Annotated in this window: 18 protein-coding genes; 9 read left to right on the forward strand and 9 right to left on the reverse strand. The window is 62.8% G+C overall.

Features of this window, described 5'->3' with window-relative positions:
- Window positions 1-249: 249 nt before the first annotated feature.
- Window positions 250-1,785: an NYN domain-containing protein gene (locus HZ992_RS16620; protein WP_209382943.1), complete on the forward strand. Its 1,536-nt coding sequence runs from the start codon at window positions 250-252 to the stop codon at window positions 1,783-1,785.
- Window positions 1,786-1,788: 3 nt separating this feature from the next.
- On the opposite strand, the gene HZ992_RS16625 is transcribed toward HZ992_RS16620, so the two are convergent.
- Complete coding sequence (locus tag HZ992_RS16625) at window positions 1,789-1,992, reverse strand: helix-turn-helix transcriptional regulator (RefSeq protein WP_371816742.1); 204 nt, start codon at window positions 1,990-1,992, stop codon at window positions 1,789-1,791.
- A gap of 705 nt (window positions 1,993-2,697) precedes the next feature.
- On the opposite strand from HZ992_RS16625, the gene HZ992_RS16630 reads away from it, so the two are divergent.
- The 8 genes from HZ992_RS16630 (at window position 2,698) to HZ992_RS16665 (ending at window position 10,584) form a co-directional block, all read left to right on the forward strand.
- Window positions 2,698-3,303, forward strand: a complete 606-nt coding sequence (locus tag HZ992_RS16630) for a hypothetical protein (protein ID WP_209382945.1) — start codon at window positions 2,698-2,700, stop codon at window positions 3,301-3,303.
- The gene (locus HZ992_RS16635; RefSeq protein ID WP_209382946.1) at window positions 3,304-3,894 is read left to right on the forward strand and encodes a hypothetical protein; all 591 of its coding nucleotides are present in this window, start codon (window positions 3,304-3,306) and stop codon (window positions 3,892-3,894) included.
- A 112-nt stretch (window positions 3,895-4,006) separates the two neighbouring features.
- A complete protein-coding gene (locus HZ992_RS16640) occupies window positions 4,007-4,435 on the forward strand; it encodes a hypothetical protein (protein ID WP_209382947.1) in 429 nt (142 codons plus the stop codon).
- 154 nt (window positions 4,436-4,589) lie between these two features.
- The gene (locus tag HZ992_RS16645; protein ID WP_371816743.1) at window positions 4,590-6,155 is read left to right on the forward strand and encodes a recombinase family protein; all 1,566 of its coding nucleotides are present in this window, start codon (window positions 4,590-4,592) and stop codon (window positions 6,153-6,155) included.
- The gene (locus tag HZ992_RS16650; protein ID WP_209382949.1) at window positions 6,152-7,054 is read left to right on the forward strand and encodes a ParB/RepB/Spo0J family partition protein; all 903 of its coding nucleotides are present in this window, start codon (window positions 6,152-6,154) and stop codon (window positions 7,052-7,054) included. Before HZ992_RS16645 ends, HZ992_RS16650 begins: the two co-directional genes overlap by 4 nt.
- Complete coding sequence (locus tag HZ992_RS16655; protein WP_209382950.1) at window positions 7,051-7,941, forward strand: plasmid partitioning protein RepB C-terminal domain-containing protein; 891 nt, start codon at window positions 7,051-7,053, stop codon at window positions 7,939-7,941. The genes HZ992_RS16650 and HZ992_RS16655 overlap by 4 nt, the downstream gene beginning before the upstream one ends.
- 279 nt (window positions 7,942-8,220) lie before the next feature.
- A complete protein-coding gene (locus HZ992_RS16660; protein ID WP_209382951.1) occupies window positions 8,221-8,493 on the forward strand; it encodes a hypothetical protein in 273 nt (90 codons plus the stop codon).
- A gap of 207 nt (window positions 8,494-8,700) precedes the next feature.
- Window positions 8,701-10,584 (forward strand): UvrD-helicase domain-containing protein, encoded by a 1,884-nt coding sequence (locus HZ992_RS16665; RefSeq protein ID WP_209382952.1) that lies wholly within the window; start codon window positions 8,701-8,703, stop codon window positions 10,582-10,584.
- A 1,135-nt stretch (window positions 10,585-11,719) separates the two neighbouring features.
- Here HZ992_RS16665 and HZ992_RS16670 read toward each other — a convergent pair.
- From HZ992_RS16670 to HZ992_RS16705, 8 genes are all read right to left on the reverse strand, one after another.
- Window positions 11,720-12,166, reverse strand: coding sequence for a hypothetical protein (locus tag HZ992_RS16670; protein ID WP_209382953.1), 447 nt, complete (start codon window positions 12,164-12,166; stop codon window positions 11,720-11,722).
- Complete coding sequence (locus tag HZ992_RS16675; protein WP_209382954.1) at window positions 12,163-13,767, reverse strand: hypothetical protein; 1,605 nt, start codon at window positions 13,765-13,767, stop codon at window positions 12,163-12,165. Before HZ992_RS16675 ends, HZ992_RS16670 begins: the two co-directional genes overlap by 4 nt.
- 643 nt (window positions 13,768-14,410) lie before the next feature.
- Window positions 14,411-15,391, reverse strand: coding sequence for a trypsin-like serine peptidase (locus tag HZ992_RS16680; protein WP_209382955.1), 981 nt, complete (start codon window positions 15,389-15,391; stop codon window positions 14,411-14,413).
- Between the two features lie 25 nt (window positions 15,392-15,416).
- Window positions 15,417-16,829 (reverse strand): hypothetical protein, encoded by a 1,413-nt coding sequence (locus HZ992_RS16685; RefSeq protein ID WP_209382956.1) that lies wholly within the window; start codon window positions 16,827-16,829, stop codon window positions 15,417-15,419.
- A gap of 13 nt (window positions 16,830-16,842) precedes the next feature.
- Window positions 16,843-18,153 carry an ATP-binding cassette domain-containing protein gene (locus tag HZ992_RS16690; protein WP_371816744.1) on the reverse strand — a complete coding sequence of 437 codons (1,311 nt, stop codon included), beginning with the start codon at window positions 18,151-18,153 and terminating at the stop codon, window positions 16,843-16,845.
- Window positions 18,154-19,007: 854 nt separating this feature from the next.
- The gene (locus HZ992_RS16695; RefSeq protein ID WP_209382958.1) at window positions 19,008-22,007 is read right to left on the reverse strand and encodes an ATP-binding protein; all 3,000 of its coding nucleotides are present in this window, start codon (window positions 22,005-22,007) and stop codon (window positions 19,008-19,010) included.
- Window positions 22,004-23,818, reverse strand: a complete 1,815-nt coding sequence (locus HZ992_RS16700; protein ID WP_209382959.1) for a trypsin-like serine peptidase — start codon at window positions 23,816-23,818, stop codon at window positions 22,004-22,006. The genes HZ992_RS16695 and HZ992_RS16700 overlap by 4 nt, the downstream gene beginning before the upstream one ends.
- Window positions 23,818-26,610, reverse strand: a complete 2,793-nt coding sequence (locus tag HZ992_RS16705) for a S8 family serine peptidase (protein WP_245213071.1) — start codon at window positions 26,608-26,610, stop codon at window positions 23,818-23,820. Before HZ992_RS16705 ends, HZ992_RS16700 begins: the two co-directional genes overlap by 1 nt.
- Between the last annotated feature and the right edge of the window lie 338 nt (window positions 26,611-26,948).

A 26,948-nucleotide genomic window follows, 5' to 3' on the forward strand; every position in this document is an offset into this window, starting at 1 on the left:
GTGGCTCACCCGACGATCTGTATGAATCTACATGCCCACGTCCTGGTGGTCACGTTGCGTTGGCGTGACCTGCAGGCAGAGCGTGAAGTACAGCCGGGAACTCGAAGGTGCGTGTGCCCACGCTGCAAGGTTGCCAATGACTGGTGGAGGCACATCTCATCGGCATGCCGCGAGAAATGGGCCAGTGTCACATCGGGCGTTGAACCTAGCCTTCAACATGAGCTGGCAAGATCGGCATCAGGAGGACCCATGAAGAGCGCACTGTTCGTTGACTTCGACAACGTCTACTCCGGGCTGAAGCGGCTGGATCCGGGTATCGCGGAGCGTTTCGCATTCCAGCCGCTTGTTTGGATCCGATGGCTCACCGATTCGCTGCAGGCACCGCCGCACGCGCCGGCGGGCTCGAACAGGCGCTTGCTCGTACGGCGGTGCTACCTCAACCCGCAGGTCTATCAACGATTCCGCCCCGCGTTCAACCGGGCCGGATTCGAGATCATCGACTGCCCTGCCATGACAAGCGAGGGCAAGACCAGCACCGACATCCACATGGTGCTCGACATCGTTGATCTCCTTCAGCACGAGGCGCACTACGACGAGTTCATCGTCTTCTCTGCTGACGCCGACTTCACGCCCGTGCTGCGTAAGCTGCGACGCTGGGATCGACGGACAACGGTGCTGGCGATCGGGTTTCCCTCGGCGGCCTATCAAGCCTCGGCGGATCTGCTGATCGACCAGGACGAATTCGTCCGTGGTGGACTTGGGTTCGAGGACGTGGAGGACATCCCGCCCGCCGCCGAACCTGTGCCACCGCAGGCCGATGTCGCTCGCAGCGTCGCGCGCTTCATCACCAGGACCGTTGCCAGTTCAGCAAAGCCGATTTCTCTTCCCTGGCTGGCCGGCAAGGTGCCGGGTGAAGTGCGTGGTCTTGATGCGGCCACCTGGTCCGGGTTCAACACGTTCCGGGCTCTGGTGGACTCACTCCAACTGGCACCTCTCGCAGTGAACTGGGAACTGGGTCTCATCTCGGACCCGGCTCGCCACACGCTTCCCGACAAGGTTGTTGCAAACGGCCCCAAAGGTGCAGGCGATTCGGCCAGGGAACTCTCCAACGTTGCACAGTTGGTGCGCTCCGAGGTCGCGAAAGCACGTCGACCGGTCCCCTGCGGTCGCCTCGCACAGTTGATCACCGAACAGCACGGAAAGGTGGCCTCCGACTGGGCCGGCAAGGGCACGTTCCGGAAGTTTCTTGAGGCGCTCGATCTTTCGCCCTTGAAGGTCGACTGGTCGAGCGCGGGCGGCAGCGTCTTGGACCCGACAGCTCCGGCGATAGACGGTGGTGCCGTTCCTTCGCCTGCCGCACTTGACTGGGGCCCATTCAACCATCTGCTCGCACTGATCGGCCAAGTACACACGGCAACCGAACTTCCCATGCTCTCCCCGCCGGAGATCCGTTTCCTGCTGGGGAGCCTTGTCGCCGACGTTGCTGAACGCCCCTTCCTGCTCACGGAGACCGGCAAGCGGGTTCGCGACCGTTGCCGCGAAGCCGGGGAATCGATCAGCCGTGCCGATGTGAGCTTCGTGCTCAAGGGCATCCTCCTCGGTGGCCACACTTTCGGGCAGGGGCGAGACGACGCCGACACGCTCGGCGCGAGGTTCGTCGACAGCGTCCTTGCATTGTGTCAACGGGAGCAGTTGATCCTCGACGACTCGCAGGTCGCGATGTTTCGCGAATGGGTTGCAGGTCCGGGGGGCAAGGGTGCCGCCCCGCGGACCGGTGGCGCGTGATCCCTAGAGGCGGGCCGCCGACATCAGGTCGGCAAGTTTGACGTCCAGCGCACGCGCAATCTGCGCCGCCAGCACGAGCCCGACGTTCTGACCTCCGCGCTCGACGCTGCTCATGTACGAGCGGTCGATGCCGGCTCCGTGTGCGAGCGCCTCCTGAGACAGGCCAAGCTCCAGACGCCTCTCCCGGACGGCAACGCCGAACGCCACGAGTTCGGGCGCTTGGGCGTGACGAGGAGAAGAGCGTGGCACCCAAGCATCGTGGTGTCTTGACGTCTATAGCACCACGGACGATCATCCACAATTGCAGCCGGAAGAGCGACGTTTCAGGGAGATCGACGAGGTGAGTCACTGGCAGGGAACGGCTGAGCCGTTGTTCGGCATTGCCATCGATCTGACGCCTCACATCGTGGTCGGCGCGTCGCCAGGCCACGCACCTCAGCCGCTGGGGCCCATTCGGCCGAACAGCGACATGCCGGCAGTCAAACAAGTCACGCAACCGGCTACGGCCGTCGCCAGCGATCAGGGCGAGCGAGTGACCATCGCTATGCAGCCGCGTCAAAGCAGCGCATTGGCTGTGGGCGCGATTGGTCTCGCCGCGATCGCCTTTCTCATCGTCGGAACGGCCAGTCGGTCGTCCCGTGCCCCGGCCCCTGTTGCGTCCATTGCAGCACAGGCCCCGACCAGCTCACAGGCGCCGCGGGTTCCCACGCCGATGGAGCCGAACGTTCTCCTCAGCGCCCCCTCCCCAGTCTCTGCAAAGGCGGGAACCCGAGCGACACCTTCGCCAAGGACGCGTCATGACGGATCGCGCGTGACCGTTCAACGCGAAACGGGACCGACACCCGCTGCGGACGTGACCCCGGCATCCGAACCCCTCGCGGCGACGCTCGAACGCCTGCAAAGCGGCATCCGATGAAGCACGTCGTCTCCTACCTGATTGCCTGTGCGGGCCTCTGGTTCGCAGGCGCGGCCGCGGCCGGCGAGTTGACGTTGTTCAACGTTGAACTCCGCACCGCCGACGAGGCCACGCTGCACAACGCCGCGGTAGCCGCCGGGGCTCGGCTCATCAAGTCCAGCAAGGGTCATCGCATCTATGACGCGAGCAGGATCGGCCTGCCAGGCGCCCAGACCCTCGAGGTCCTATTCGACGAGGGGCGTTTCGTCATCGCGGCCTACGCGTTTCGGCACGACCCGAAGGCGAACCACGAACTCCGCCGTCTGCTGGTTGCCAAGTACGGTGACGGAAAGGTGGCTCTCGACGACGGTCGCCGCCTTCCCGTGGACATGACCCAACGCTTTGCAGAATGCGCCCCCTGCAAGTGGGACATCGAAGCACCGATGGAACTCGTCTACACGGACTATGCGAAGAACCCTCGCAGCACCAGCTTCCTCGACGAGTGGGAGACGAGACTGAGCTACGTCAACCAATCGCTGTTCACGGAACTGCAGCGTCGCACGGCGGAGGCGGCGAAAGGCAGTGACCGCGAGCGAGCCCGCGGCCTCGGGAGTCGCTTCTAGATGTTTGTCTGGGACGCACAAGGCGAGCGCAACGGCGTTCGCCTCAAATCGAGGTTCTTCGACGGTGATGCAGCGGACCGCCTCGAGGACCGGGTGGAACGCACACTCTGCTTCCTGCCGGGCACGTCGGCTCGCCTGCTCTGGCGGGAGCAGGATCGCCGGAATCTCCGATGGGGATCCGTCGTGGCGCAGAGCGACGGGGTCTACGCGGTCGGCGATGGACTGCTCAACCTCGAGTACAAGTCCCGCGGCAAGCGACCGATCGACCGCCAGAACTGGGTCGGCGAGGTGCGGCTGAAGGACATGCTGCAGTGCCTGATCATGACCGTCGTGGTCGCGCAGAGCCTGTCGCGTCCATGCGCGGCGGTCCTGCGGTACCACAACGCAGGCATCCTGCTCGTGCCACAGCAGCGCCTGCTCGACACGGTCATCGGCCTGGCTCCGCAGGCCTGCGCCTACTACGGCAGCGTCGACGTCGCCGCCACGGACCTCGCGAAGTTCGCCGAGCCACGAGTCGAGAAGGACTTCGCCTGGCGCGACGAGGCACAGTCGCGCGCCGGCGTCGAGGCACACAGCCATTTGTTCCGTTGAGTGGCGGCTGAGGTAGTTCGAACCTGCCCCCAGCTGAAGCACCGGTCAACCACGCTGAGTAGCGCAACCAGGTCGAATCCACCAGTTCCAGCCGGCACTCGAGGAGTGACACATGGCAGCGAATCGCCGATGTGTGGCGTGCGGATGCATCTTCGGCGTTCGCCCCCAGGTGCCGCAACAGAGTTACTGCTCGGCCGAGCCCTGTCAGCGGGAGCGCCGAAGGCTGTGGCAGCGGGACAAGCGCACCCACGATCCCGACTATCTGGAGAACCAGAGCCGGGCTCAGGCCTCGTGGCTTCAGCGCAATCCCGACTACTGGATGCGCTACCGGGAGTCGCATCCCGACTACGTCGCGCGCAACCGCGTGAACCAGCACGATCGTGACGCACACCGTCGTCACGCTCGGCTTGCAAAGAAGAACGCGTGCGGCGCAGCGCCGCTGCTGATTCCCGGCATCTATCACCTGTCCCGTGTCGACCTTGATGGTCTTGCAAAGATGGACTCGTGGCTCGTCTCAATCGAGCTTGTCGAGTCGGGCTGATTGATGTCCCCACCTTCTTGCAAAGAGAGGACTCGATCGGCATGCAAGGCGCACGCTGCTAACTTCCCGAGGAGTTCGCCCGCTGTCGTCGCTGCCGCATCGAGGCTGCGGCCCCTCGGTTGGTCGCTCACTCAGGCTCCTGGGATCGCCGCTTATGCCGAACCTCCCGCTTGCCACCGTCGCCGAACCGGACTCGCCTGCGCTCCGTGCCGCGCAGTACGTTCGCATGTCCACCGAGCACCAGCAATACTCGACACAGAACCAGGCCGACAAGATCCGGGAGTACGCCGAGCGGCGTGGCCTCCAGATCGTGCGGACCTATGCCGACGAGGGAAAGAGCGGCCTTCGGCTGGACGGACGCCAGGCGCTCCAGCAATTGATCAAGGATGTCGAGACCGGGGCCGCCGACTACCGGGTCATCCTGGTGTACGACGTCAGTCGCTGGGGACGGTTCCAGGACGCCGACGAGAGCGCGTACTACGAATACATCTGTCGCCGCGCCGGCATTCAGGTCGCCTACTGCGCGGAGCAGTTCGAGAACGATGGCTCCCCGGTGTCGACGATCGTCAAGGGTGTCAAGCGTGCCATGGCCGGGGAGTACAGCCGCGAACTCTCCGCGAAGGTGTTTGCCGGGCAGTGCCGCCTGATCGAATTGGGTTTCCGCCAGGGTGGTCCCGCCGGCTATGGCCTGCGGCGTGTTCTGGTCGACCAGCAGGGACAGATGAAGTCCAGCCTCTCCCGCGGTGAGCACAAGAGCCTGCAGACGGATCGCGTCATCCTCGTGGCCGGCCCGGCCGAGGAGGTCGAGACGGTCAATGCAATGTACCGGTGGTTCAACGACGACGGACTGGTGGAGTCTCAGATCGCCGGACGCCTGAATGGAATGCGGCTGCGGACCGACCTGGGGCGGGAGTGGACACGGGCCACGGTCCATCAGGTACTGACGAACGAGAAGTACATCGGCAACAACGTCTACAACCGCAGCTCGTTCAAGCTGAAGAAGGTCCGGGTCTCCAATCCGCCGGACATGTGGATTCGCAAGGCCGAGGCCTTCGAGCCCATCGTTCCACCGGACGTGTTTTACACGGCCCAGGGGATCATCCGGGCGCGGGCGCGTCGCTTCAGCGACGAGGAACTGATCAACCGCCTGCGGGACCTCTACCGGAACCGCGGATTCCTGTCCGGGATGGTGATCGACGAAGCCGAAGGAATGCCGTCGAGCGCCGTCTACGCGCACCGGTTCGGCAGCCTGGTGCGGGCCTACGAGATGGTCGGCTTCACGCCGGCACGCGACTTCCGGTTCATCGAGATCAACCGGCTGCTCAGGCGCATGCACCCGGAGATCGTGTCAAGCACAGAGCACCGGATTGCCGAACTCGGCGGGAGCGTCACGCGCGACAACGCCACCGACGTGCTGACCGTCAACCGCGAGTTCACGACCTCAATCGTGCTCGCGCGCTGCCACGAAATCGGCACCGAACGATGCCGGTGGAAGGTGCGACTCGACTCCGGCCTGCTGCCTGACATCAGTGTTGCAGTCCGTCTGTCCCGGGGCAACGAGACGGCCCTCGACTACTACCTGCTGCCGCGCCTCGACTTCGGCCTGCCCGGAGTGGACCTGTCCGACCACAACCCCGCCGCCCTGGAGAGCTATCGCTTCGACTCCCTGGACTACCTCTATGCGATGGCTGAACGGTCGAGGCCACGGTGGGCGGCATGAGCACGACCGGCAGCTCGCCCGAACTGCGGATGGTTCCCGTTGACGCGGTGGACGTCCTCAACCCACGCGAACGCAACGACAAGGTCTTCGACGAGATCGTCATCAACATCAAGCGGATCGGCCTGAAGAAGCCGATCACGGTCACGCCACGCTCGCAGGCGAACGGAACTGAGCGTTTTCTGCTCGTCTGCGGAGAGGGACGGTTGAAGGCCTACCGGACTCTGGGCCAGACGGAGATTCCGGCCCTCATCGTTCATGTCAGCGACGAGGAGGCATTCATCATGAGCCTGGCGGAGAACATCGCCAGGCGACAGTGCCGGCCGCTCGAGCTGCTGTTGGGCATCGAGCAGCTTCGCGACAAGGGGTACAAGGCGAAGGACATCGCCGCGAAGACGGGACTGACCTTCACGTACGTCCAGGGCATCCTGATGTTGCTGGAACGAGGCGAGCAGCGTCTCATCGTGGCCGTGGAGCGCGGCGAGATCCCGCTGAACGCAGCCATCGCAATCGTCGGCGCCGGTGACGACGACAAGGCCATCCAGTCCGCGCTGCAGGAGGCCTACGAGGCCGGCACCTTGCGCGGGAAGAACCTCCTGGAGGCGCGACGGGTCATCGAGCGCAGAAAGACCCTCGGTCGGTCGATCCAGCACGCGTCGCCGCGCAAGCGGGAGCCGGTCACGACGACGAGCCTGGTCCGTGCCTACCAGAAGGAGGTTGAAAGCCAGAAGCTGATGGTGAAGAAGGCAGAGTTCACGCAGCAGAAGCTCCTCTTCATCGCGACGGCGCTCAAGCAGTTGTTCACGGACGAGCACTTTGCGACGCTGCTTCGCGCCGAAGGGCTTGACTCCCTTCCCAGACAGCTCGTGGAACGCATCTGGCCGGGAGGGCATGCAGCATGAACGGAAAGGTGACCCTGGGCTTCCTGCCCGAACCACGAAACGTCGCGATCGACGCGCTGCTGCCGTCCAGGGCCACCCCGTCCGGCCTGGCAATCTCCCGGAAGTTCAAGCAGATCCGGTCGTCCATCGCCGAAGTCGGGCTCATCGAACCGCTCACGGTGTCAGCCCTGGACGCCGAAGGTGGCCGCTATGTCCTCCTTGACGGCCACATGCGGCTGATCGCATTGCGAGAGCTGGGGCGCACGGAGGTCGCATGCCTCGTTGCCGTCGATGACGAGGCCTATACGTACAACAACCGCATCAACCGGCTCAGTTCGATTCAGGAGCACTTCATGCTTCGTCGCGCGATCGAGCGCGGCGTGTCTCCGCAACGGTTGGCGAGCGCCTTGAACGTCGACGTCAGCCACATCCAGAAGAAGATGAATCTTCTCGATGGCATTTGCCCGGAGGCAGCCGAACTTCTCACGGACCGCCAGTTCTCGGCGGAGCTCTCGCGCGTCATCCGCAAGATGAAGCCGACGCGCCAGGTCGAGTGCGTAGAACTCCTGCTGTCGGCCAACAACCTGACGGTGGCCTATGCGGAGGCGCTGCTGGCCGCCACGTCGGTGGAGTTTCTGGTCGAAGGGAACAAGCCCCGCAAGCTCCGCGGCGTGACGAAGGAGCAGATGGCGCGAATGGAACGGGAGATGTCGAACCTGCAGGGCCGATACCGGGTCGTCGAGCAGAGCTATGGCCAGGACGTCCTCGGACTGGTGCTGGCAAAGGGATACGTCGCCAAGCTGCTCGACAACGCGGCCGTACTCAGGTACCTGCGCCAGCGCGCGCCTGAGATCCTTGAGCAGTTTCAAGCCATCTCGGCCACGATCTCGCTCGAGAGCAACACATAGGTGGCAAGAAGGCGAGGTCGGAAGACATCGCCCTTCACGCCACGGTCTCTGCCTTCCAGGGCCCAGATCGACACGCGAGCGCGGCCGATAGTGGTGCAAAACGACTCCTTTGCCGGGCAATTGCCCGCCCTTCGGCATGCTATTGTGGACTCGATGTCGACCGCGCTTCTGCCTGCCCATCAATCAGCTGCATGCGACTGGCCCTACCGGCTTTGTCAGCGGTTGTGGAGGGAGATTTGTGCCCGCACTTCTGACTGCTGTCGCCTACGCCAAGGGACCATGGCGTTCATGAACTCGCGAGCTGCATGGCTGCTCATGATGCTGGCGCTTGGGGCATCGGCGCTCATCGGCGTGGACTTGTTAAGCGCCGGTGCGTCGCTGTTGCTGGTCGCCGCATGGCTTCTCTTGGCACCGGTAATCGTGCTGGTGCTGATGTTCTCCGGCCTCCACAGGGTCGCGTCGCTCGTGGCAGTGCTGGAACCGGAACCCTTGTCGGATCGCACGTGGGAATCGTGCGAGCCGAAGCGACTGCGTCGCCCTCCGCGCGCCTGACCGCACGTTGCGCGGACCAACTCTTTGGTCCCTGACGCCGCACCGCGGTAGTCGCGCTTCCGAAGCTGTCCATTCATTCCGCGCTCGGCGTTGCACGCCGGCGTGACGGCATCGGCGCGCCTGTTTTCCGCTGACCCATGTCGCGAGCCGCGAGGGCGGACACATGCCATGGGTCGTGCCTGGAGCAAGAAAGTCTGGAGGCTGAGTGTGAAACTGACCCCTGAACAACAACCCTTCGCGCAAGAACTGAATCGGCATTGCATGGTCGTTGCAATCCCGGGCTCCGGCAAGAGCACAGCGATCGTCGGAAAGATGCACAACATCGTTGTCGTCCCCAAGTCGGTGATAGGCGTCACCTTCACCCGCGAAGCCGCTGAAAGCCTGAAACGCAGCGCTCACAAGGACATGAGTCGTACACAACGCCATCGCTGCAAAGTGGGGACGTTTCACAGTCTCGTGATCAAGGCCTTGAAGCAACTCGCTGACTCCCCCCTCGCTGCACGAAAGATCATGAGAAGCGGTGAGGCAAGGATTCAGCGCGAGAAGGCCCTCGAGGCATGTGGCGTCGAACCGAACGATGAGACGCTCAGGTGGTTCGAGGATGCCTACACCCGCGTCAGCGATCCCTTCGGCCTCGTCGAAGCGCAGCGACTTCCCGCGAGTGACAAGGGCAAGCGCAAGGCAGTCGCCCTTGCGCAGAAGAGAAGGGAGGTCGTCGACCTCTACGAGGAGCGCCTGCGCGCGCACGGGGTCTTCGACCTCAATCGCGTTCTGTTGACCGCCCTGGAATACGTCAAGCGCGGTCACCGTCTCCTGGTGGCCGACCACATTCTCGTGGATGAATTCCAGGACGTCGACGAAGTGCAGCTGCAGCTGATTCTCGGGTTGGCGCAGTGGAGCCGCATCGATGTTGTCGGCGATGATGACCAGTCGATCTACCGCTTCCGCAACGCGCTCGGCTATCGCGCGTTTCAGACCTTCAAGGTTGCGCTTCGCCCCAAGGAGATGGTGTTCACGGTCAACTTCCGATGCAAGCAGGAGATCCTGGATTGGGCTGGTGCTGTGATCAAGAAGAATCAGTTGCGAATCACGAAGGAACTCAATCCCGATCGCGGGCCCGGCGGGACGGTGCGGCAGATCGTCTTCGACGTCGATGGCGCTGAGCATGGCACGGTGACCAAGCTCATTCAGCAGGCGCTCGATAGGGGCGCAAAGACCGTGGCAGTGATCGCTAGAAACAGGAAGTCACTGGTCGATATTCAACCCGCGCTAACTGGCCGAGTGGACTTCCGCCGGCTGGCGTGCAATTCCTTCTGGGACGAAAACGAGTGCTCGATCGCGTTGTCTGTTCTTCGTGCCATCGCCGAACCTGATACCCATCAAATCGGTCTTGAGCACGCACTGCATGCGTATGGCACGCACGGGTCGGAACTGGAGGTCCTACGCAAGCTCGCCGCCGGCCGCCGGGTGTACATGGCATTTAATGAGGTCCAAATGCATCAGGCGATTTCCACACGCACTCGCCTCGCCATGGACTGGCTCGAAGGGTTGCTCGACGCAGTGAGTTTTCCGATACCGCCGCGTGACAACGTGACTATCGATGCCGTCATCGACTCTGTCGTTCAGGAACTGAGCGCGGCGCTTACTGAGAGTGGGAAATTCAGCAACGACTGGCTCCGGGTGATCTGCAGTCGCTTGATCGCCGCAAAAGAGACCATGACTGGCCTGCAGGGCACCCTTTCCCAGCGATTGGATGTCGTCGACCGCGCGCGGAGAAGCCGCAGCGATGCGCCGGTGACGTTGACTACGATGCACGGCTCGAAGGGCCTGCAGTTTGACGAGGTTTTCATCATTCGTGCCGCACAAAGTTCCATCCCCGGGCGCAAGCGCACACCCGAGGAAGTAGAGGAAGAGCGTCGCCTTCTCTACGTTGCGATGACACGCGCGCGTAACAGCCTCACGATTAGCCATGCCCGTCGATACGGCGCTTCCCGCTACCGTGAAGCCGAATACATGACAATGCTCCTTCACGTAAACGGCTCGCCTTCGGAAGAGGCCGGTTCCGACTATGCTTGGCTGCTCCGGACATAAGCGATCCGAGCTTAACGGTGACACTCGACCTCTGGGTCCACCGGAATTGGCACGCACGCTTTGCATCGGTTGCGGTCGGTGGTCGCTGCGGCCTCGACTTACGGTGACTGCCACGTTGCAGTCATCGGCTCGGCGCCGATCGCGCCTGCGGGATGACCGCTCATGGATGTGCAGCCGACGTCGGGTGCGGCCGAGACTCGCCAAGTTGGACCGAACGACCGCTGCCTCCAACGGCGAACTGGTACTCCCGACCCGAAGTGGACGTACACGCGTACCGACTCGAAGCCTCAAAGCAGACGTTCCCGAATGTCAGTCGCCGGCCTGCACGGGATCGACCTCGGAGCAATGCGCCGCCTTAGGGACGTGCCGATCAACAACCGATGCAGAGCAAGTTGAGCAACATGCGATGCGTCGAGACTCCGACGTGAGGCCGGCGGGTTGCTCGCCGCGCCATTGCGTTTCGGCGCGCCTTGCGGCTGAACCTCCTGAAAGCGCGATCGCGTTCAGCGGTTCGAACTCAGTCGATGCATAGGAAGTCCGAAGGTGCAGGCGGGCCAACCGCATTCGCGTCGCATTCCTCGAGCCTTATGATCTGCGCTGACGGACTACTGCGGCCATCGCCATCAAACGCTTTCGCGTCAACGTACGACGAGGGCCCGCCGGGCTTGATTGCGCGCAGATGCTAGTCTGACGCTGCGGTGACCCCCTCATAAATGGCCTTGGCGATAGTCCTATCCAAAAGGTACTCGACTATCCCGTGCTGCTTGCCGCTCCCATTTTCGGCGCCACTGTAGTTCGTGACGGCGGGTGACCCGCGATACACGTCAGCACCGATCTCGTACAACGCGACCACGTCCTGAGCACCCCGTCCATTGAACCAGGTTGCAACACCCTCCGGCGCTTTACGCGGAGGCGTATCAGATGGTAGGCGCGAATACACCGCATTGATTCCGAGAGGCGATCCGATGGTGATCAGCGCCTTGACGTTCGCCCGTCCCGCACGATTCATCAAGACGTTGTACGCGACAATAGTACCTAGGGAGTGCGATACCACGACGCAGGGCTCTTCCCGCGGAATCGCTGCATCGACTAACGCGTCAATCTGAGATCGAATTCCTTTGCGACTCAAGTAGTATCAAACATCCCGGGTCGCAAGCTGAATGGATGCCTGGCCCACACCTCGAACTCGATCAAGAAGCCGCAATGCGGCGAGGACAATCTTCCAGTTCTGAATTGCTCTGTCGACGACCTCCAGATTCGCCTCGTCAGCGATCTGCTCTGGTGCAATTCCCTTAGACTGAGCCATCTGCAGAATGATGTCCTGCGTAAACTGCTGTTCCTCTGCGGAAGGTGCAGAGGCTTCAGCGCCACGATCGACCAAGGCCTTGAATACCTCTCGGGGAGCTTGCTCGGTGAGGTCGAACAGCAGATCACCATAGTATGGGAACGCGACATCCCACTTCGGAAGCGGAGGGAGGCCGGCCGCAAGCATTCCATTGACTGCAGCGTTTGTCCATGCTCGTTCCAGTTCTGCTGGGATCTTCTTATCTTGGGCGCGCCCGAGCACGAAGACGATTCTCACTTGATCTCTCCTCGCAAAAGGGCATTGAGCATTGATCCCACGTCGGAGCGACGAAACGTCGTCCACTCAGCATTCAGTCGATGCTTCCCGGCAGCCAAGATTGCATCGTGAATTGCACTCGTGGGCGGAAACGAGTTCATCACGCTCCAACCCAAGCTCATCATTGGACAGAACGGTGCGATGCGAGGTCGATCCCAGGCAACTCGCTTGGACAACCGGCCGGCGAGCATTGCCACATCGAAAGGAACAGGAACTGCGGGCAATCCTTCCGCGTTCCACAAAGACCGATAGTGCCGCATCCAATCGAATACTGACCTCGCTCCCTTGCTATTGCCCGCCAGCGCGTAGGCATACGCCGAATAGATACCGAGTGTGGGATCGGCCCGCTTGCTCATGCGAATGAAGGGCGCGCAGGAGTCGCCTGCTGCTCGACCAAGGCGCCGGAGATTTCCCGTCGACGAGAGCGCAGCGGCCAATGCACGGCGCATGGAGATGTTTCGGAGTTCGGTGTCGCCGGAGCCCGCGTTCCTTGATAGTTGTGCTGACATCTCGAACGAACGCGACACCAATCTTCCGTCGCGAAGATGCAATGTCCCGATGCAGCCTGGCAAGATCGGAAGCACGCTAAGTGTTCCGCTCTTGAAGACAAGCACTACTGATCCACGTTGACCCGAAGGGACGCGGCGAGTTGGCGGGTACAACCTCACATCGGTGCCATGTCGGTTCGCGGTCGCCATAGTGACTTCGCCTTCTAGACCGCCCGAGAGCAGAACGTTGGATACTTCATCGCCCACGACGCTGTACCCGGTCGCGGTTTCGAAGCTCTGTCGCCCTCGTTCGCCCCCGACATGTTCGTCAACACTCTCGGTCAGGCCGGCGTCTCGCACCAAAGACGCCAGCTTGTCCGGGTCGAACGTGAGCGATCTAACTGCGACGGCAAGGCGATCGAGCACCGCGTTCTTTGACAACGGATTGTCGTGCGGGCGGATGCGCAGATCCTTCATGCTCTGAGGCAAATCGATCGTTTCGAGGGCGTCTTCTGACGGCTCTCGCGCAATCGCCACTCCGGTGTCTGCCTGCGCCTGCGCATAGCCAAAAGAGAGTGGCTTTCGGGAGGTCACTGTGAAATCCGGCGTCTGGTCGAAGGACGGACTCTCTTTGGCTGCCCGCAATGGGATCTCGGAGCTCAAGTAGGTCTCAAGGGGCCCACGAAGGCACGACTGCGGCTGAACTTGAAACGTCCGGCAAACATCGCGAACGTCGGGAGGAGGATTGGTCAGCGCCTCCAGCAGGATCTTGGTGAAGAATCCCTCCCCCTTGAACTCCTTGGCAGTCTGAGAGGGCGTCGTAGCATAGAAGACATCGACTTTCGATTTCTTGATCCCGACGATGATGCCTGGACGGTCATATGCCGGACTGCCGGAAACCGTTCCGAGCGGACCGAACGGATCGACAGCATTTCGACACGCGTCCGATATGACGATCACGTGCGGGACGCGAGAGTAGGCGAGGTTCAATGCGGTCGGCGTGATCGCGATCGCTTCATCTTTGTGCCTCGCGACGTCAGAAAGCAAGACCTGCTCGGCGAATCCCGCCTTCACGAGACCGTGTCCCGCGAATTACAGAATCAAGGAGTCTAGGTCCCCACGATCGACCATTGTCCGAACGGCGTCCTGAACGTCGTGTGCCGACACTGCCTGGCCAGCTGAATCGGTAAGCTCCCTGATGACGCTAGTCACACCAATCGCACTCTGGTCACGAAGCCATTGGGCGATCTGGGTGGCTCCCGATGCCGCACCTGCCAGGTTCGTGAGTACGCCTGTAGCGTCAACTCCGACCGCAACGAGCCCAACGATTCGACTTGCCAAATTGCCCTCCTGCCCTAGAACTTCGCAGATCAAGCTTGAACCTGGCAAACTGCCTGCACCGCCATCCTCATGGAGCAACATGCGCAGTGGCCATAGACCAGAACGATCAGTATGGTGAGGCGTGAGTAGGCACTGCTCGATGGTGCCGCACTTCGCCGGTTCGTCGGAATTGACTTCGGGCACTAACAGGTGCCAGCGTGCGACCACGCTGTCGAAGTTTCTTCAGTATGGCCCCCCGACATACGTCCCACCTGCGTTGGCTTGCGGCAGCGGTTGAGTCTAGTCAGAGCTGGCGCTTCCACACCCAAGAGCGCGAGAAGTGGAAACTCCGGGCACAAAGCCCGGCCGATGAACGTCAGGCAAGCCCAGGGCCAGACTATGTAGTTGAGATGGATAGTCCGGCAGATCCCATTAGCGAAAGCAATGCCGACACAAGCACTCCTTCGTTTACATAGCGTGTATCTCCACGGTCGTTGGTTTTGAGATTGCCACCTGCACGATGAATCGCGATCACACGCCAAGCATCGTCGAATACAGGGGCCCCGCTAGAGCCAGGGAGCGTATCAGTCAGGTATTGCAGACGATGATCGTAAACATTGACCACTTGGTTGGCGGTGCAGGCGAGTTGCTTCGGCCCGCCACCAGGGTGCTGAATGATCGAAACGTGATCCCCTGGTTTGGGCGAAGCTTTTGACTCCAGCACGAGCCCTTCCCAACGATCGGGGGTGCCGGCAATGCCATCGCTCCGCAAGCCGACCAAAGTGGCATCTAACCTAGCGTCAGTCCAAAAGCGACTTGCGTCGAGCGCGTAACGATGGACCTCGGGCATTGCTGTAGGCGCATACACCTCAAAGTTGAACTCGGCGACAGCTTCAGTTGCCGTCAACGGGGATGGGAGCACGTGATGATTTGTAAGTAGAATGCCCTGCGTTAGAAAACCGGTCCCCAGCCCCGACGTTGTGACAACTCGGCATACGGAACGAGCGCACTCCAGCCCACGCCGAAGCCACGCCACATTCCGCAGATTGTCGCCCCCCAGTATCTTCTCCAAAGGTAGCGCGTCTTCGACCGGGACATCTACCGGTACTTGCTCAAACGGGAGCTTCTGCGGCGACCGACGTACTAGCAGCTCGGCGAACTCAAGTGCCCAGGCCTCCAGGCGACGAATTTCAGAGTCGCCCTCTACAAGGCCGCTACGCCGTCCGCGCATTGCTCGCTGATAAGCAGCCATCAGAAGAGTCGCTTCGCTACGCGAGGTAGGTTCGGCGCGGGCTACGGCTGCGACCGTGTCAATGGCATCGCGCAGTCGGCCTGCAGCGACCATTTCATATACCGCATCAACGAATGCTGTTGTCATGGCATAGAGGTTCGCAAACCAATGATCAAGAAGGAATGCTGCGCGCTTTGTCGTAGGCTTGACGCAGCAATGGTAGGGCCAAGACGTACGCAGCCATTGCCGCTGCAAAGGCATACATGCGAATCCTCGGTTGCCAACTGATCTGGTTATCCACAAAGCTCCACTCTGAATAGTATGTGCTCACGACAGCCAGCCCAACAATAATCGGTGCAATCAACAGCCAACGCAGGTCTGACCGCCAACGCTTACGAAACTGCCTGAAACGGATCGGCGACACTCGCGCTCGTCCCGCAGCGAGCATACTTAGCACCGCTAGCGTTCCAAGCACTGCCAGGGGCTCCCTCAGCGCGGCGATGGCCGCGAACATCAATGCAAGCACCAGCGATGCAGTTCGGACTTGACTTCGAAGTAGATAGACCGCGGCGAGAGAACTAGCACCGATCAAGCCAATGATGAGCTGAACTCCGTGGTGCGTAGCAGGATGAAGGATTGAGCCGTGGTACTGCAACGCTAGGACGAGCACCGTCATCGGTCCAGATACTTCTAGGCAATCTGTAGGTTTACTCCACAACGCGTCAGTCTTCTCCCTGTACCCACCGCGACCAAAAAACAGCGACCTCCCTACGACGGGAACTCCATTTCTATCCAAGAAGGATTGGATCGCACGCTCCGCTTCTTGGTCTGCATCGTCGCCAAAGAAGAAGCGCTCCATATGTGCACCAGCAGGCAAAACTGCGCCGGGCATCCAAGGATCGGCTAACGCCCGCGAGATCGTCACCGCATGTGCCACAGCCGTTGAGCACGACGTGGCGCTTCTCTCGTCGGAGTGCGCGGATTTGTAGCGAGCCCGCAATTGTTCAAGAGCGTCAAAGAGCGAAGCGGTATCCAGCAATCGCTCCAATCGTTGGTCGTTCTGCTGGTCTAGAGCCGAACTCGGATACGCCTTCGAGAGCAACTCAAAATGCGTACTGTCCCACGGAGAGTTATTTCTATCCAACATGGGTGGAGATTGACGCAGTTCCCAAGCCTCGCGCAATACGTTTACATCGGCCCGAAGAGAATTGAGACTGATCTCGTTGGAGACTTTCCAAGCGGTCAGCTGCCATGCCAGAAATGGCGCCATCAACAGCATTGCTACTCCTGTTGCACAGAATGCCAAGTCAGCATATTCCACTCGCAAGTTGCGCCGTCCATGGCGAAGTGCAAAGTCGTAAGGGCGCGGAAGCAATAACCACGCACCGAGCAAAACAAGGCCCGTCAACATCTGGGCACCGAACTCCCCCAGCCGTGCAGTCAATTCCGGCAGGAGGTACGGTCCCCACCAAGCGCGAGCCAGAGTGGCCAGCATGAAGAGCAGAGCGACGACCACCAGTATCGAGCCGTGACTGACCACCGCTTCTGGCCAACGACTCATCAGCCAAGCCTGAAATCGTCTCATCTCACTTTGCACGTCACATTAGTCGTCGCGCTGAAGACGTGATATCTCGGAAGTAGCGTATGTTGATGCCTCCAGTGAGCAACGCCTCCAATACATGCGACGTGCTATGCGTACCTTCAAGCGCCACGCGAAACACACCCCGCCGATCAATTTGATGAACGCTTCCGATCCGTTGCAGCAATTGGGTCAACCTCTGAACTTCTACGTCGGCGGCGAGCTCGAAAAACGTCCCCCCGGTCGCGAGTTGCGCTGACTGTGCGCCCCCATTGCGCAACAGAACAACCTGATGAGCGATTGCTTCGACTTCAAAGACATGCTGCGAGCTTATGACAACCGCCACAGGCTGCTCGGGCCAAGCAGAAAGTTCAGCCACATCTTGGAGAAAGTTCTCGGCAGCATCCATATCCAAATGTGCGAGTGGCTCGTCCAGCAGCAACAGGGCCGGCTCACGGAGCAGCGCTCGTGCCAACTCAAAGCGTGTACGGTAGCCACCAGACAGACTGAGCCAGTTGGACTCCGCATAGGGTTCCAGACGCAACCGGTGGAGGACAAAGTCCACGTCGTTCTGCACGCTACTGCCGCGACGGCCATGACAGGCCGATTCGAAGCGTAGGTTGTCGATCAACCGGCCCTTCCAAGGCTCGGGATGTTGCCGCACATAGGCAATGCGCCCCTTCTTCTCGTACCAGCTTTGGCAGGTAGGATCGAAGGGGTACCTTATGAACCCGCGGTCTGGTGCTAACTCCCCGGCAAGAAGGTTGAGAAGAGTGGTTTTGCCAGCCGCGTTCGCGCCGATCACTGCCGTCACGGTTCCCAGCCGGAACGAAAGAGCATCGCAGTGCAGTTCGAATATTCCATGCAGTGATCGACGTCCGTATTGCAAATGGTGGCATTCGCAGGCGTCACTTTTGGATTTGTCGGCTTTCGCTAATAGGCGCGCTTCGTTCCGAGCTTCAAGGTACGGCTTTCGAGGTACCGCTTCAATCGTTTCCGCCCCCAACAGAGCCAAGTGATGATTGTCCCTAGTCGAAACTGATCGCTCCAACTCGTCAAGCATCTCGAGAATATCGACCAGCAAAGCGTTGGTGTCGGCGCGAAGTAACTCGGTGTCGCCAAGACGGCGGCGAGCGTCGGTTAAGCGAGTCCAGCGCGAGGTAAGCAAGATCGCATCGTTCTGTCTAGACCTCTCATACCTTCGACAGTAGTCCATCAAAGCGTTTGTCGCACGCTCGACTTGGTAGTCAGCGACAAGGGCGCGTAGAGCGTCTACGTCGTGGCGCAATGTCGCCTTAACCTCAATAGTTGCTGGTGACTTGATACTCATTCTTCTGATATCTCAGTCGGACAATGAAGTATGGACGAGAACTAGAGCAAACGGTCTCGGTTTTCAGCGCAGGCGCAGCATGTCGAGCGCTAGGTCGCGGCGGCCCAATAGATGCTCGCATGGCGGTGTCATCGGACAGCCGGATCATGCACTCGCTGCGCTTTGGCAACTCGCGGCACATCGGTACATTGTGCGGCGCGTTTTAGCGACGCATCCTTGAAGCAATTCGACTTGCGTCATGGCGCTCCTGTGGCTGCCGATAGTGGCTTTACCTCCGCATACCCTGGGCCATGCAGATGGGCCCCAGTATGCCGGGTCAAGTGCCGCGGTTAGGTGGCAGCTATTGACTGACATGTGCGGCCTCAAACTTCTACAATTCATGTTGTCTGCGCGAATACTGCCGCGAGAGCCCGGCAAGGACACGTCGAGCTCCTTCTGATTGATCGACGCGAGCATATGTCGAAGCTGAGGCAGCCCCAAGTAGTCGTCGTCGCCTTTCACGACGGACTGCCAAGGTAGATGCACACTCTCCGCGTGCGTCTTGATGATCTTAGATGTCCCTGAAGGAAGCCGCCCTTCGCGCCTGGCTGCTTGTGGCCGGGAGTGCCAACACGACGAGTCAGCAGGTAGCTGACATTCGCAGTCGTGCCCGACGACCGACCGCTTCTTCAAGCCAGGTCGGCTCGATCCGACCCATCAGCGACATTCGCCTTGTCAGATCGAGCGCCGGACACCGGACATTGGCCAACTGTTGATCTAGCCATCGTTGCAGCCCTGCAGGGCGAAGCGTGAGGACGATCGGATCGCAGTCGCAGGCCTAGCTTCGACCGACCGGGCCGATCGAAACACCGCGGTCAGATGAATTGCCGCAAACGCAGTTCGTAGTCGCGCACGGTGCGCAGCAGCATCAGCGGCCTGCCCTTCAGTCGACTGCGGTCTTCCAGCCAGTCCATGAAGCGGCGCAGAAGCCCGAAGCGGTCCGCGACCGTGATCAGCGTGGAAGTCCAGCGTTCCCGCTCGGCATCCAGGTTCTTGCGCAGTTGCGATGGGCCGAGCTCGACAGGCCACAGCGGATTCCTGGCGGCTTCTGCCGCGAAGTCCGCCAGGACCTTCGGGGGGCATTTGCGTGCCGCCACCCGTACTAGTACATGGATCTCTGGCATGCGGCCTACAAGAATGTCCTTCACTTGACGCGGTAGGTCCGCGGCCTTCGTCGCCAACAGGCTGCCTTCGCTGTTTCCGAGCCGGTCCAGGTCGCTCAGGGTCACGGGGGCGCCGCCGTCGCGCCACTTGCGCAGCAGTGCCAGGTCAGCCTGAGCCTGCGTATCGGCAGAGATGACCTCTCCGCGCGTGCTGCCCGCAAAGAAGTCCACAAAGTCCGTCGCGAGGTCCCGGAGCAGGCGGACGGGAACCTCGATGAGTGCATCTCCCGGCTCGTCTATGAGTTGGAAGCGGCGCAGGTCTTGCGTCTGGGAGAGGCGAGACGAGCGGTACGAAGGCTCAGAGCTGGGATGAGGCGGGCAGTCCGCGCCGTGCAGGCGGAACAGCATCCGGTACATGTCTTCACCGGTCAGCCTGGAGCGTGACCTGCCGCCCGCGGAACGGCCCCAACCCTCCATCTGCACTTCGGGCAGCGTCTCCAGCAGCGCCTTGACGAAGTCTTTGCGCCCCATGCTGGCGATCGCGGCGCGCCAAACCTCCGACTCCGTCAAGTCGGCGACGTTGTCCACTTCGCCGCGCTGTAGTGACTTGGCGAAGGAGACCACGGAGGTTGAAGCCTTGCGGGCGACGGCGCGCAGGTCGCCTCTTTCGAACGTCGCCTGCAGATCGAACTCAATCTCGCTCGGGTCGCCCACATCACGCAACACTGGCCGCTCATCAGAAGACAGGAGAGGTGGGCTGGTCACGCCTCTCAGCTTGAACTCCTCGCGGTCCCGCGCTCTGCGGTACAGAGCGAAGTCCGTTCTAGACAGCACCTGCTGTTCGGCGGTCGAGAGTTGGCGACCGAGTGCCAGCTTGATGCGCGCACGCGCCTGCACCGGCACCGTATCCAGATCCTCGCCAAGCGTGCGCGCCACTGCCTCGAGCAAGTCCAGATCCGGGACAACCGCCGCATCGGGTGCGAACAGGGCGTGGTAGTGGCTTTCGACGGCCTGCTCCTGGCGCGTCATGAATGGATCGCGCCCCTGCCTGTAGTAGTCGGCCGCCGCCTGGTGTATGGCAAGCGCGCGCACGTTGTCTGCCGCCGTCATGGCTTGCAGCATGAGGCGCCGCAGGTCGCGGCGGTGGATCACCACATCGGGATTGGCCGTGCGCTGCACCAGCCACACCTGGCCAGCCAGCTGCTTAAACAGCGAGCGCGAGCGGGACTCGTCCAGGTTCCCCAACTCGCAGGGCGCTGCGAGCACGTGCTGGATCAGGTATGGGGTCACCCGGCGCAGCAGCAAGCCCGGGTGGGCGAGCTTCACGAGATCCTGATCCTCCGCGCGCAACCGGCCGAGTATCCGTCGATACAGGAAGGCCTGGGCGAAGCGTCTGTCGAAACCGGAGCGGTCGTCCAGCAGTTCGCGAGCAGCCTCATCACCGCCTTCCGCCAGATGGCTGGCAAGGATCTTCAACGAAAGCGGATTCCCGCCCAGCATCTCCACCAACTCCTTGAGCGGGAGATCGCCCGGAACACCCTTCAGCTCCAGCGACGACTCCAGCAGAGCGACCGCGTCGTCGTGCTCCAGGTCCCCCAGCTCGAGTTGTTGCTCGGCTGGAACGAGTGCCAGTTGGTCGGCGTGGAACGCACGACCACTCAACACCACCCGCAGGTTCGGCAGGCCCTCCCTCGTGCGCAACTGTCGCAGCCAGCTGCGCAGTCCCTCGAGGTCGAACTCGCTCGAGAGTCCGATCTCTTCCGCGGTGTCGAGGATTAGCACCAGCTTGCTGTCGATCGGCAGGTGATCGCGCATCTCGAACTGCCAGGCCGAGGATGCCTGGTGCTCGCGACTCTGAACCGCCTCGAAGTTCGAGTAATCCAGGGATGCCGTGGCCGAAGCGCCCGATCTCGCCGCGCGGCGGTAGGCGGACAGCTCGGGCTGCATGGCCGGGAAGCACAGTTCGAGCTGACGAGAGAGCTCCATCATCAGCGTGGTGAGCGTGCCGCGATAGAACGCCGGGCGGTCGAAGTCCAGTTGCAGGACCGGGATCCCGCTCCAGTCCTCACCGCGCAACCTGCGGGCGAACTCGCCCAGCAGCGCGGACTTGCCGCTGCCGCCTACGCCCGTGATCCAGAAGATGTCCTCGGTCGAGACTCCTGACGTCGCCCGTACATACCACCACAACTTCTTCAGCTCAGTGATCCGGCCCACCAGTCGGCGTGGCAGCAGCACCTGCACGGCCTGATCGACATCGTGACGCGACAGCACGAGGTCAACCCGTTGCGCTTCCCTGTCCACGGCCTGCGTGCCCAGTGTGGGACCCAGGAACCGCAAGACGTTGCGCGCCAGGCCGAGACCGGTGGACGTGGTACGGACCGCGGTCTGTCCATTGCGCAGGACGTCCTGGAGCTGCCGCCCAAGCTCGTCGCCCTCTGCCGGTCGGATCTCTTCGATCAGCTGCAGCAGTTCATCGCGCGCAACTTCCGCGAACACGCGGGACCGGACTGCGGGTTTCAGGATCCAGCGGATCCTCCCGTCCCTCACGACTTCGTCGCAGTCGGTCGCGAGCTTCCCCAGATAGGCGAGGTCGTCTTCCTTGGTGGGATCAAGCAGCTGGGTCGGATCGAACTCGCCCAGGGTGGCCGCGATCCCACGCGCGCGCCACGCCGCATCGCGTTCTCGGCCTTGCCCGGGCGAGGTGTCCGTCATCCTTCCCGCCTCGCCACAACGGTGGCTCGCAACGCCAGTTCAGCCTGGCGTGATCCGTTGACCGCGATGGGAACGTCCTGGAGCAACTCATCCGCGAGACTCCGCGACCGGCCGGGAAGGCGCGCGATCCCGCAGGCAGTGGATTCGCGGTCGATGTACTGCATCAGCTCGGGCACGCTGAACTCCCGCAGGATCTCCGCCCGCACCTGCTTCGGCAGAGCACCTGGCACCGCCCCCTGGAAGCCGATGAGCACGACGCGAAGGCTCGGTATCCCCGCGATGCCTGAATACACAGACTCGAGGAACACACGGGTGGACGTGTTGGCGACCGGGTAGCGGTCGAGGTCGTCGATGACCAGCCAGATGATGCGTTGCGACGCGGCCGCAACCACAGCACGCTTGAACGCGGGCAGCAGCTCCTGCGCGATCCACGCAGGCTGTGCCGAGTCGGCTTCGTTCGCATCCGGCAGGGTCGCGCCGGCAGCTGCCCCGCCGATCTCCGCCAGGATCGCCATCGCGGTGTCGCGTGCGGTCACCGCGATCCTGGACGCGGACATCTCCACCACCTGGTGCTCGGCGATCCCCAGCATCTCCCGCAGGATCCTGGTCGTGAAACTGCGCCCCATGCGGGACGCGCCGGCCACGGTCAGGATGCGCGTCTGGCCTTCGAGCGCCTCCAGCACGCTCGACTGGAAATCCTCGCGTCCTATCACCGGCTCGTCGGTCTCCTTGGTCTTCCACACCGGGTCCAGGCCCAGCACGTCGGACAGGGGCAGCTTCAGGCCGGCGATGCACGCCGTCGGGATGGCGCCGTTGCACACGGGCTTGCTCTGCGCATCCTTGTACGTGCACTGGTGCAGGCCGACCGGCTGGAACTCGCTATCCACCAGCAGCCCGCCCGAGGATCCTTCCGCCGAGTTCGCGTTGTGGAGCATCCTGGACTTGAAGGTCGGCGGCCATAGGCGGATCGCGGCCCCGGGTGCCGATGATTGCGGAGCGCCGGCAGGATGCTGCAGCAGCGCCACCATCCCGCCAACCGCGGTAACAACGGGCATCCGGGCGGGGTCGAGCGCATAGAAGCCCCGTTCGTAGCCTACAGCGCGGGACAGGCGCACCAGCGCGAAGTCCAGGTGCTCGTCGAACCCGGCTTCCGGCGGATCTTCCCAGTTCAGGACCTGATGCTCCGCCTCCAGCGGGTGCAAGCCGCGACGGTCGACGAGCCATCTCTCCTGCACCGGCACCACAGTACCGGCGCTCAATCCGTCGATCTGGTCGAAGGCGACGCGGATGCGCTTGCTGCTCTTATCCACAGGCTGACCGGCGGCGTCCAGCAGCTCATCCAGCAGATGTCCGCTCGTCAGCACGATCTGCGGGCCGACCAGGAACCCGGTGCCGGCTGCGTGCGGCGTGGCGAGATCGGCTTTGAGGACCGTGATGCAGCAGAGACGCCGGCTCGCAATCACCTTGCCATTGATCTCGACGGCCATGTTCATGAAGCCGATGTCGGGCCTCATTACGGCCTGGACTTGCGCCGTGACGCTCAGCGGCGCCGTACCAGGCGCTGCGAGCAGTTCCAGGTCCAGCACCTGCGCATGCAGGAGGTGGCCCAGGAGCGCGTCCAGGAATCCGATCTCTCTGGCGTGGTGGTACGACTTCAGGTAGGGCTGCTGTGCATCGAGCAGCGCCAGCACCTTGAACGGAAGCGACGTGCCGGGCGTGCGGACCTGGTCGAAGATCTCCTCGAACCGCTCACGGCTCTTCACCGCCGCGGCCAGGCGGACCAGGTCGTCTTCGTGGTTGCCTGTCGCCATCAAGGCTTCCAGTTGATCCCGGCCACGTTCAGGAACCCCTGAGCGCGCAGTTGCGCCAGGCTGTGCGCGTAGTTCTCGCTGCGCCAGGCGCCACCGAAGTGCAGGCCCACGGCACGCAGCGGAGCGTCGATGGTTGCAACCAGCGAGCCCGAACTGCCGCCCAGTGTCGTGGCGTCGTGGAACGAGGTGATGGGCACTTCGGCGGGCGAGACCTTCACCCTGCCGGGCGAGAAAAACTTGGTGCCGTAGTCGGCGCCGAAGAGGGCCTGCAGCCGGTCAAGGCCATGGCGGTCCACGCTCCCGTCCGGCGCCCGCGGAAGCGTCGCCTGGCGCGCCGGGTAGCCCACGATCGCGACCGGCTTGTCGGGGTCCATCCATCCCACCGTGCGGGAGAGCTCCAGCGGCACCGGCAACGCGTTGTTCCCGGACAAGCTCCTGCCCTCCACCCGCAACAGCGCGAAGTCCGCTTTCTTCAGATCGATCGCCTCAAAGTTGATGTGCAGCGGGCCGGCCTGCACGACCTCGAGGATGCTGAACTTGCTTGCCGTGGTCTGCGCCGACGGCTCTTCCGCGAAGTCGATGCAGCACTGGCCATCCTTGAGAACCCACTGCGCGGGCCGGTTCCGCTGCGGCGTCGGATACGCGATCAGCTGCAAGACGTGCCGGTTGGTGAGCACGAGACCATCACCGACGACGTAGCCGGTGCCCAGGTGGACGCCGTCGAGGTCGATGCGGCCGACAGCGTCCATGCGCTCCTTGAAGCGCGAGTTCGACTTGAGCATATAGATGGGCGCACCCCACTGCTCGGCGCGCGGATCCTCCTCGTCGACGTCCCCCTGGCGTACGCGCAGCGCGGGTCGGCCCTTGAGCAGGATGAGCGCCTCCAGACCCAGACGGCCCTGCGGCGACCGAACCACGCCCGTGCGCATCTCGTCAACGAAGCTGTGCACGGAGTCGAGAACGAAGTCGCGCTCGGCCGAAGGCGCGGAAGTGGTCTGCACGATCCTGCGAACGGTCTGCTCGAGCTCACTGCCGCCGTCACCCTGGAGGTACAGGCGCGCCGACTCGATCGCGTCGGCGCCGAGCGCCGTTTCAGGCATCGCACCGGAGGGCAGCGCGAGCTTCAGCCCGGTGATATCCATCTCCGGTGCGGGCAGCAGAGGTCTCGACACCGAAGCGGAGGATGCCTGGCCAAAGCGGCGCAGCCTTCGGTCATGCGAGCCTTTCACCGCATCACGCAGACGACGTGAAGGCTGTGTTCCTTCGGTCTTGGCCTCGACCGTGAGCCCGGACAGTTGCTGATCGAACTTCGCCTGCGACACGGCGATCGCCGAGATCTCTGCTTGGAAGCGATCCATCGGGAACGTGGCGTCGTGCGCCCCGGGCCCGAACTGCTCAAGCAACAGCTCCGAATCACCCTCGTCGGATTCGGCGGCCTCGACGGCACCCTGCGGAATCTCACCAAGCGCCAGATTCACCAGCTTCTCGGCGTCAAGGATGCCGGCGCCAAAGTCGAAGTCCCAGTCGCCCGGCGTGCGTGCAGTGGCCGTCACCGCGATCTTGAACAGCCGCGCGACCGTGATGCCGCGACGTCGCGCTTCCTCGATGACCTCGTCGCGTCCGTGCCGGGACAGCCACACGGCCGCCGCGCCGGCGATCATCGCGGTGGCATAGGAGGTGCCCTGGCTGGCCGACACCTTGTCCAGCGGATCGCCGTCGGAGGCCCTGTCCGCCCGCCAGACGAACTCGGCCGGGGCTGAGAGAGCAACGCGGGAACCGCGCGAGCTGCCCTTCCAGGGGAGATCGGTCGGCCCGGTGCCGCCGGCCGCGATGACCTCCGCGTAGCGGGCCGGCCAGACGACAAGCCCCACGCAGTTGCCGGCGGCCGCAACGACGATGACGTCGCGGTCGACGGCGTCCTGTATCGCCGCGTGCATGGCACGCCCGGCGATTCCGCCCAGGCTCATGGAGATCACGTGGCAGCCCTGCTCGACCGCGTGCGCGATCGCCGCGGCCACCGGGGCGGTATTGAAGACCTTGACGTCGTCGATGCAGCGGATCGGCACGATCCGCGCCGCAGGCGCGGCACCCTGGATCCGACCCGCCGACCGGCTGGCCAGGACGCTGGCAGTCGACGTTCCGTGGCCCGGATTGGCCGTGCCGGGCGTCAGCGGATCGGTCGGATCGGCGTCGCCGTCCATGATGTCCGCGGCACGCTCGAGGTCGAACATGTCACCCGCCAGCTCGGCATGGGACGTAATGCCCGTGTCCGGGTGGCCCACCAGCACGCCCTCACCCTGCCCGACCCTCCAGGCGAGATCGAGCTTCGTCAGTTTGACGGCCCAGAGCGCATCCCCCGGCGCCTGCCCATCAGCCCAGCATAGCGAGCTGAGGACGGTGGACTCCGCCACCGGTCCTGGCTGGGATGGCGTCGGGTCGCGGAAGACCTGGATGCCCAGGTCCGGCTCGGCGCTGACCAGGCCGAGCTGGTCCCCCAGTTCATAGCCGATGTCGAACAGGTCCTGCTGCGGAAACACGCGCTCCAGCGTCGGAAAGCGCAGCACGTGGAAGCGGCCGGCGCTGGCCTGACCCACCTCGAGCGGCTGGAGCAGGAACCGGTCGCTGGCAAGCAGGCGTTCGATTCGGTCGCGGAGGCCCGCCAGGTCGCCGGCGGCAGCGAGTTCGAGGGTGAACCTCAACTCGTCCGGCGGCAGACCCGGACGGGCCAGGGCCGCGGTGACGACAGGCACCGAAGAAAGGACGCGGCGCAACTGCTCAATGGCGTTAGCCATGTTCTTCCCCGATCGGCCAAAGGCGCAATCTTGCCAGCACTTCGCAGTGCCGCAGTCCGTAAATATGCCGAGGCGCGCCGGCCGGTTTCGGCCAGCAGTCGATCTGTGGCGCCGCAAGCCGTCAGCACTTCGCGAATCAGGCTGGAGCGGCGGAGCGGCCGTGGCCGTGCGAGCCCTGCCGCCAGCTGCATTTCCGCGGCCTTAGGATCTCATCGTCGGACAGCCGTTGGCTGGCTCGGATTCCGCCGACCACATGGGCCTGCCACGTCAACCGCTGCACGGAGGATTGGTGGGTCGCGTGGCCAGGATCTCGTTGGCGCTCAGAGTGAAGCGCAGCC

Origin of the sequence: Rhizobacter sp. AJA081-3 (assembly GCF_017795745.1) — a bacterium.
Taxonomy (GTDB): Bacteria; Pseudomonadota; Gammaproteobacteria; order Burkholderiales; family Burkholderiaceae_C; genus Piscinibacter.

Excerpts from the sequence above, each read along its gene's own strand:
- HZ992_RS16620 (WP_209382943.1), top strand. The coding sequence starts at position 250 with ATGAAGAGCGCACTGTTCGTTGACTTCGACAACGTCTACTCCGGGCTG.
- HZ992_RS16630 (WP_209382945.1), top strand. The coding sequence starts at position 2,698 with ATGAAGCACGTCGTCTCCTACCTGATTGCCTGTGCGGGCCTCTGGTTC.
- HZ992_RS16635 (WP_209382946.1), top strand. The coding sequence starts at position 3,304 with ATGTTTGTCTGGGACGCACAAGGCGAGCGCAACGGCGTTCGCCTCAAA.
- HZ992_RS16640 (WP_209382947.1), top strand. The coding sequence starts at position 4,007 with ATGGCAGCGAATCGCCGATGTGTGGCGTGCGGATGCATCTTCGGCGTT.
- HZ992_RS16645 (WP_371816743.1), top strand. The coding sequence starts at position 4,590 with ATGCCGAACCTCCCGCTTGCCACCGTCGCCGAACCGGACTCGCCTGCG.
- HZ992_RS16650 (WP_209382949.1), top strand. The coding sequence starts at position 6,152 with ATGAGCACGACCGGCAGCTCGCCCGAACTGCGGATGGTTCCCGTTGAC.
- HZ992_RS16655 (WP_209382950.1), top strand. The coding sequence starts at position 7,051 with ATGAACGGAAAGGTGACCCTGGGCTTCCTGCCCGAACCACGAAACGTC.
- HZ992_RS16660 (WP_209382951.1), top strand. The coding sequence starts at position 8,221 with ATGGCGTTCATGAACTCGCGAGCTGCATGGCTGCTCATGATGCTGGCG.
- HZ992_RS16680 (WP_209382955.1), bottom strand. The coding sequence starts at position 15,391 with ATGACAACAGCATTCGTTGATGCGGTATATGAAATGGTCGCTGCAGGC.
- HZ992_RS16685 (WP_209382956.1), bottom strand. The coding sequence starts at position 16,829 with ATGAGACGATTTCAGGCTTGGCTGATGAGTCGTTGGCCAGAAGCGGTG.
- HZ992_RS16690 (WP_371816744.1), bottom strand. The coding sequence starts at position 18,153 with ATGAGTATCAAGTCACCAGCAACTATTGAGGTTAAGGCGACATTGCGC.
- HZ992_RS16695 (WP_209382958.1), bottom strand. The coding sequence starts at position 22,007 with ATGACGGACACCTCGCCCGGGCAAGGCCGAGAACGCGATGCGGCGTGG.
- HZ992_RS16700 (WP_209382959.1), bottom strand. The coding sequence starts at position 23,818 with ATGGCGACAGGCAACCACGAAGACGACCTGGTCCGCCTGGCCGCGGCG.
- HZ992_RS16705 (WP_245213071.1), bottom strand. The coding sequence starts at position 26,610 with ATGGCTAACGCCATTGAGCAGTTGCGCCGCGTCCTTTCTTCGGTGCCT.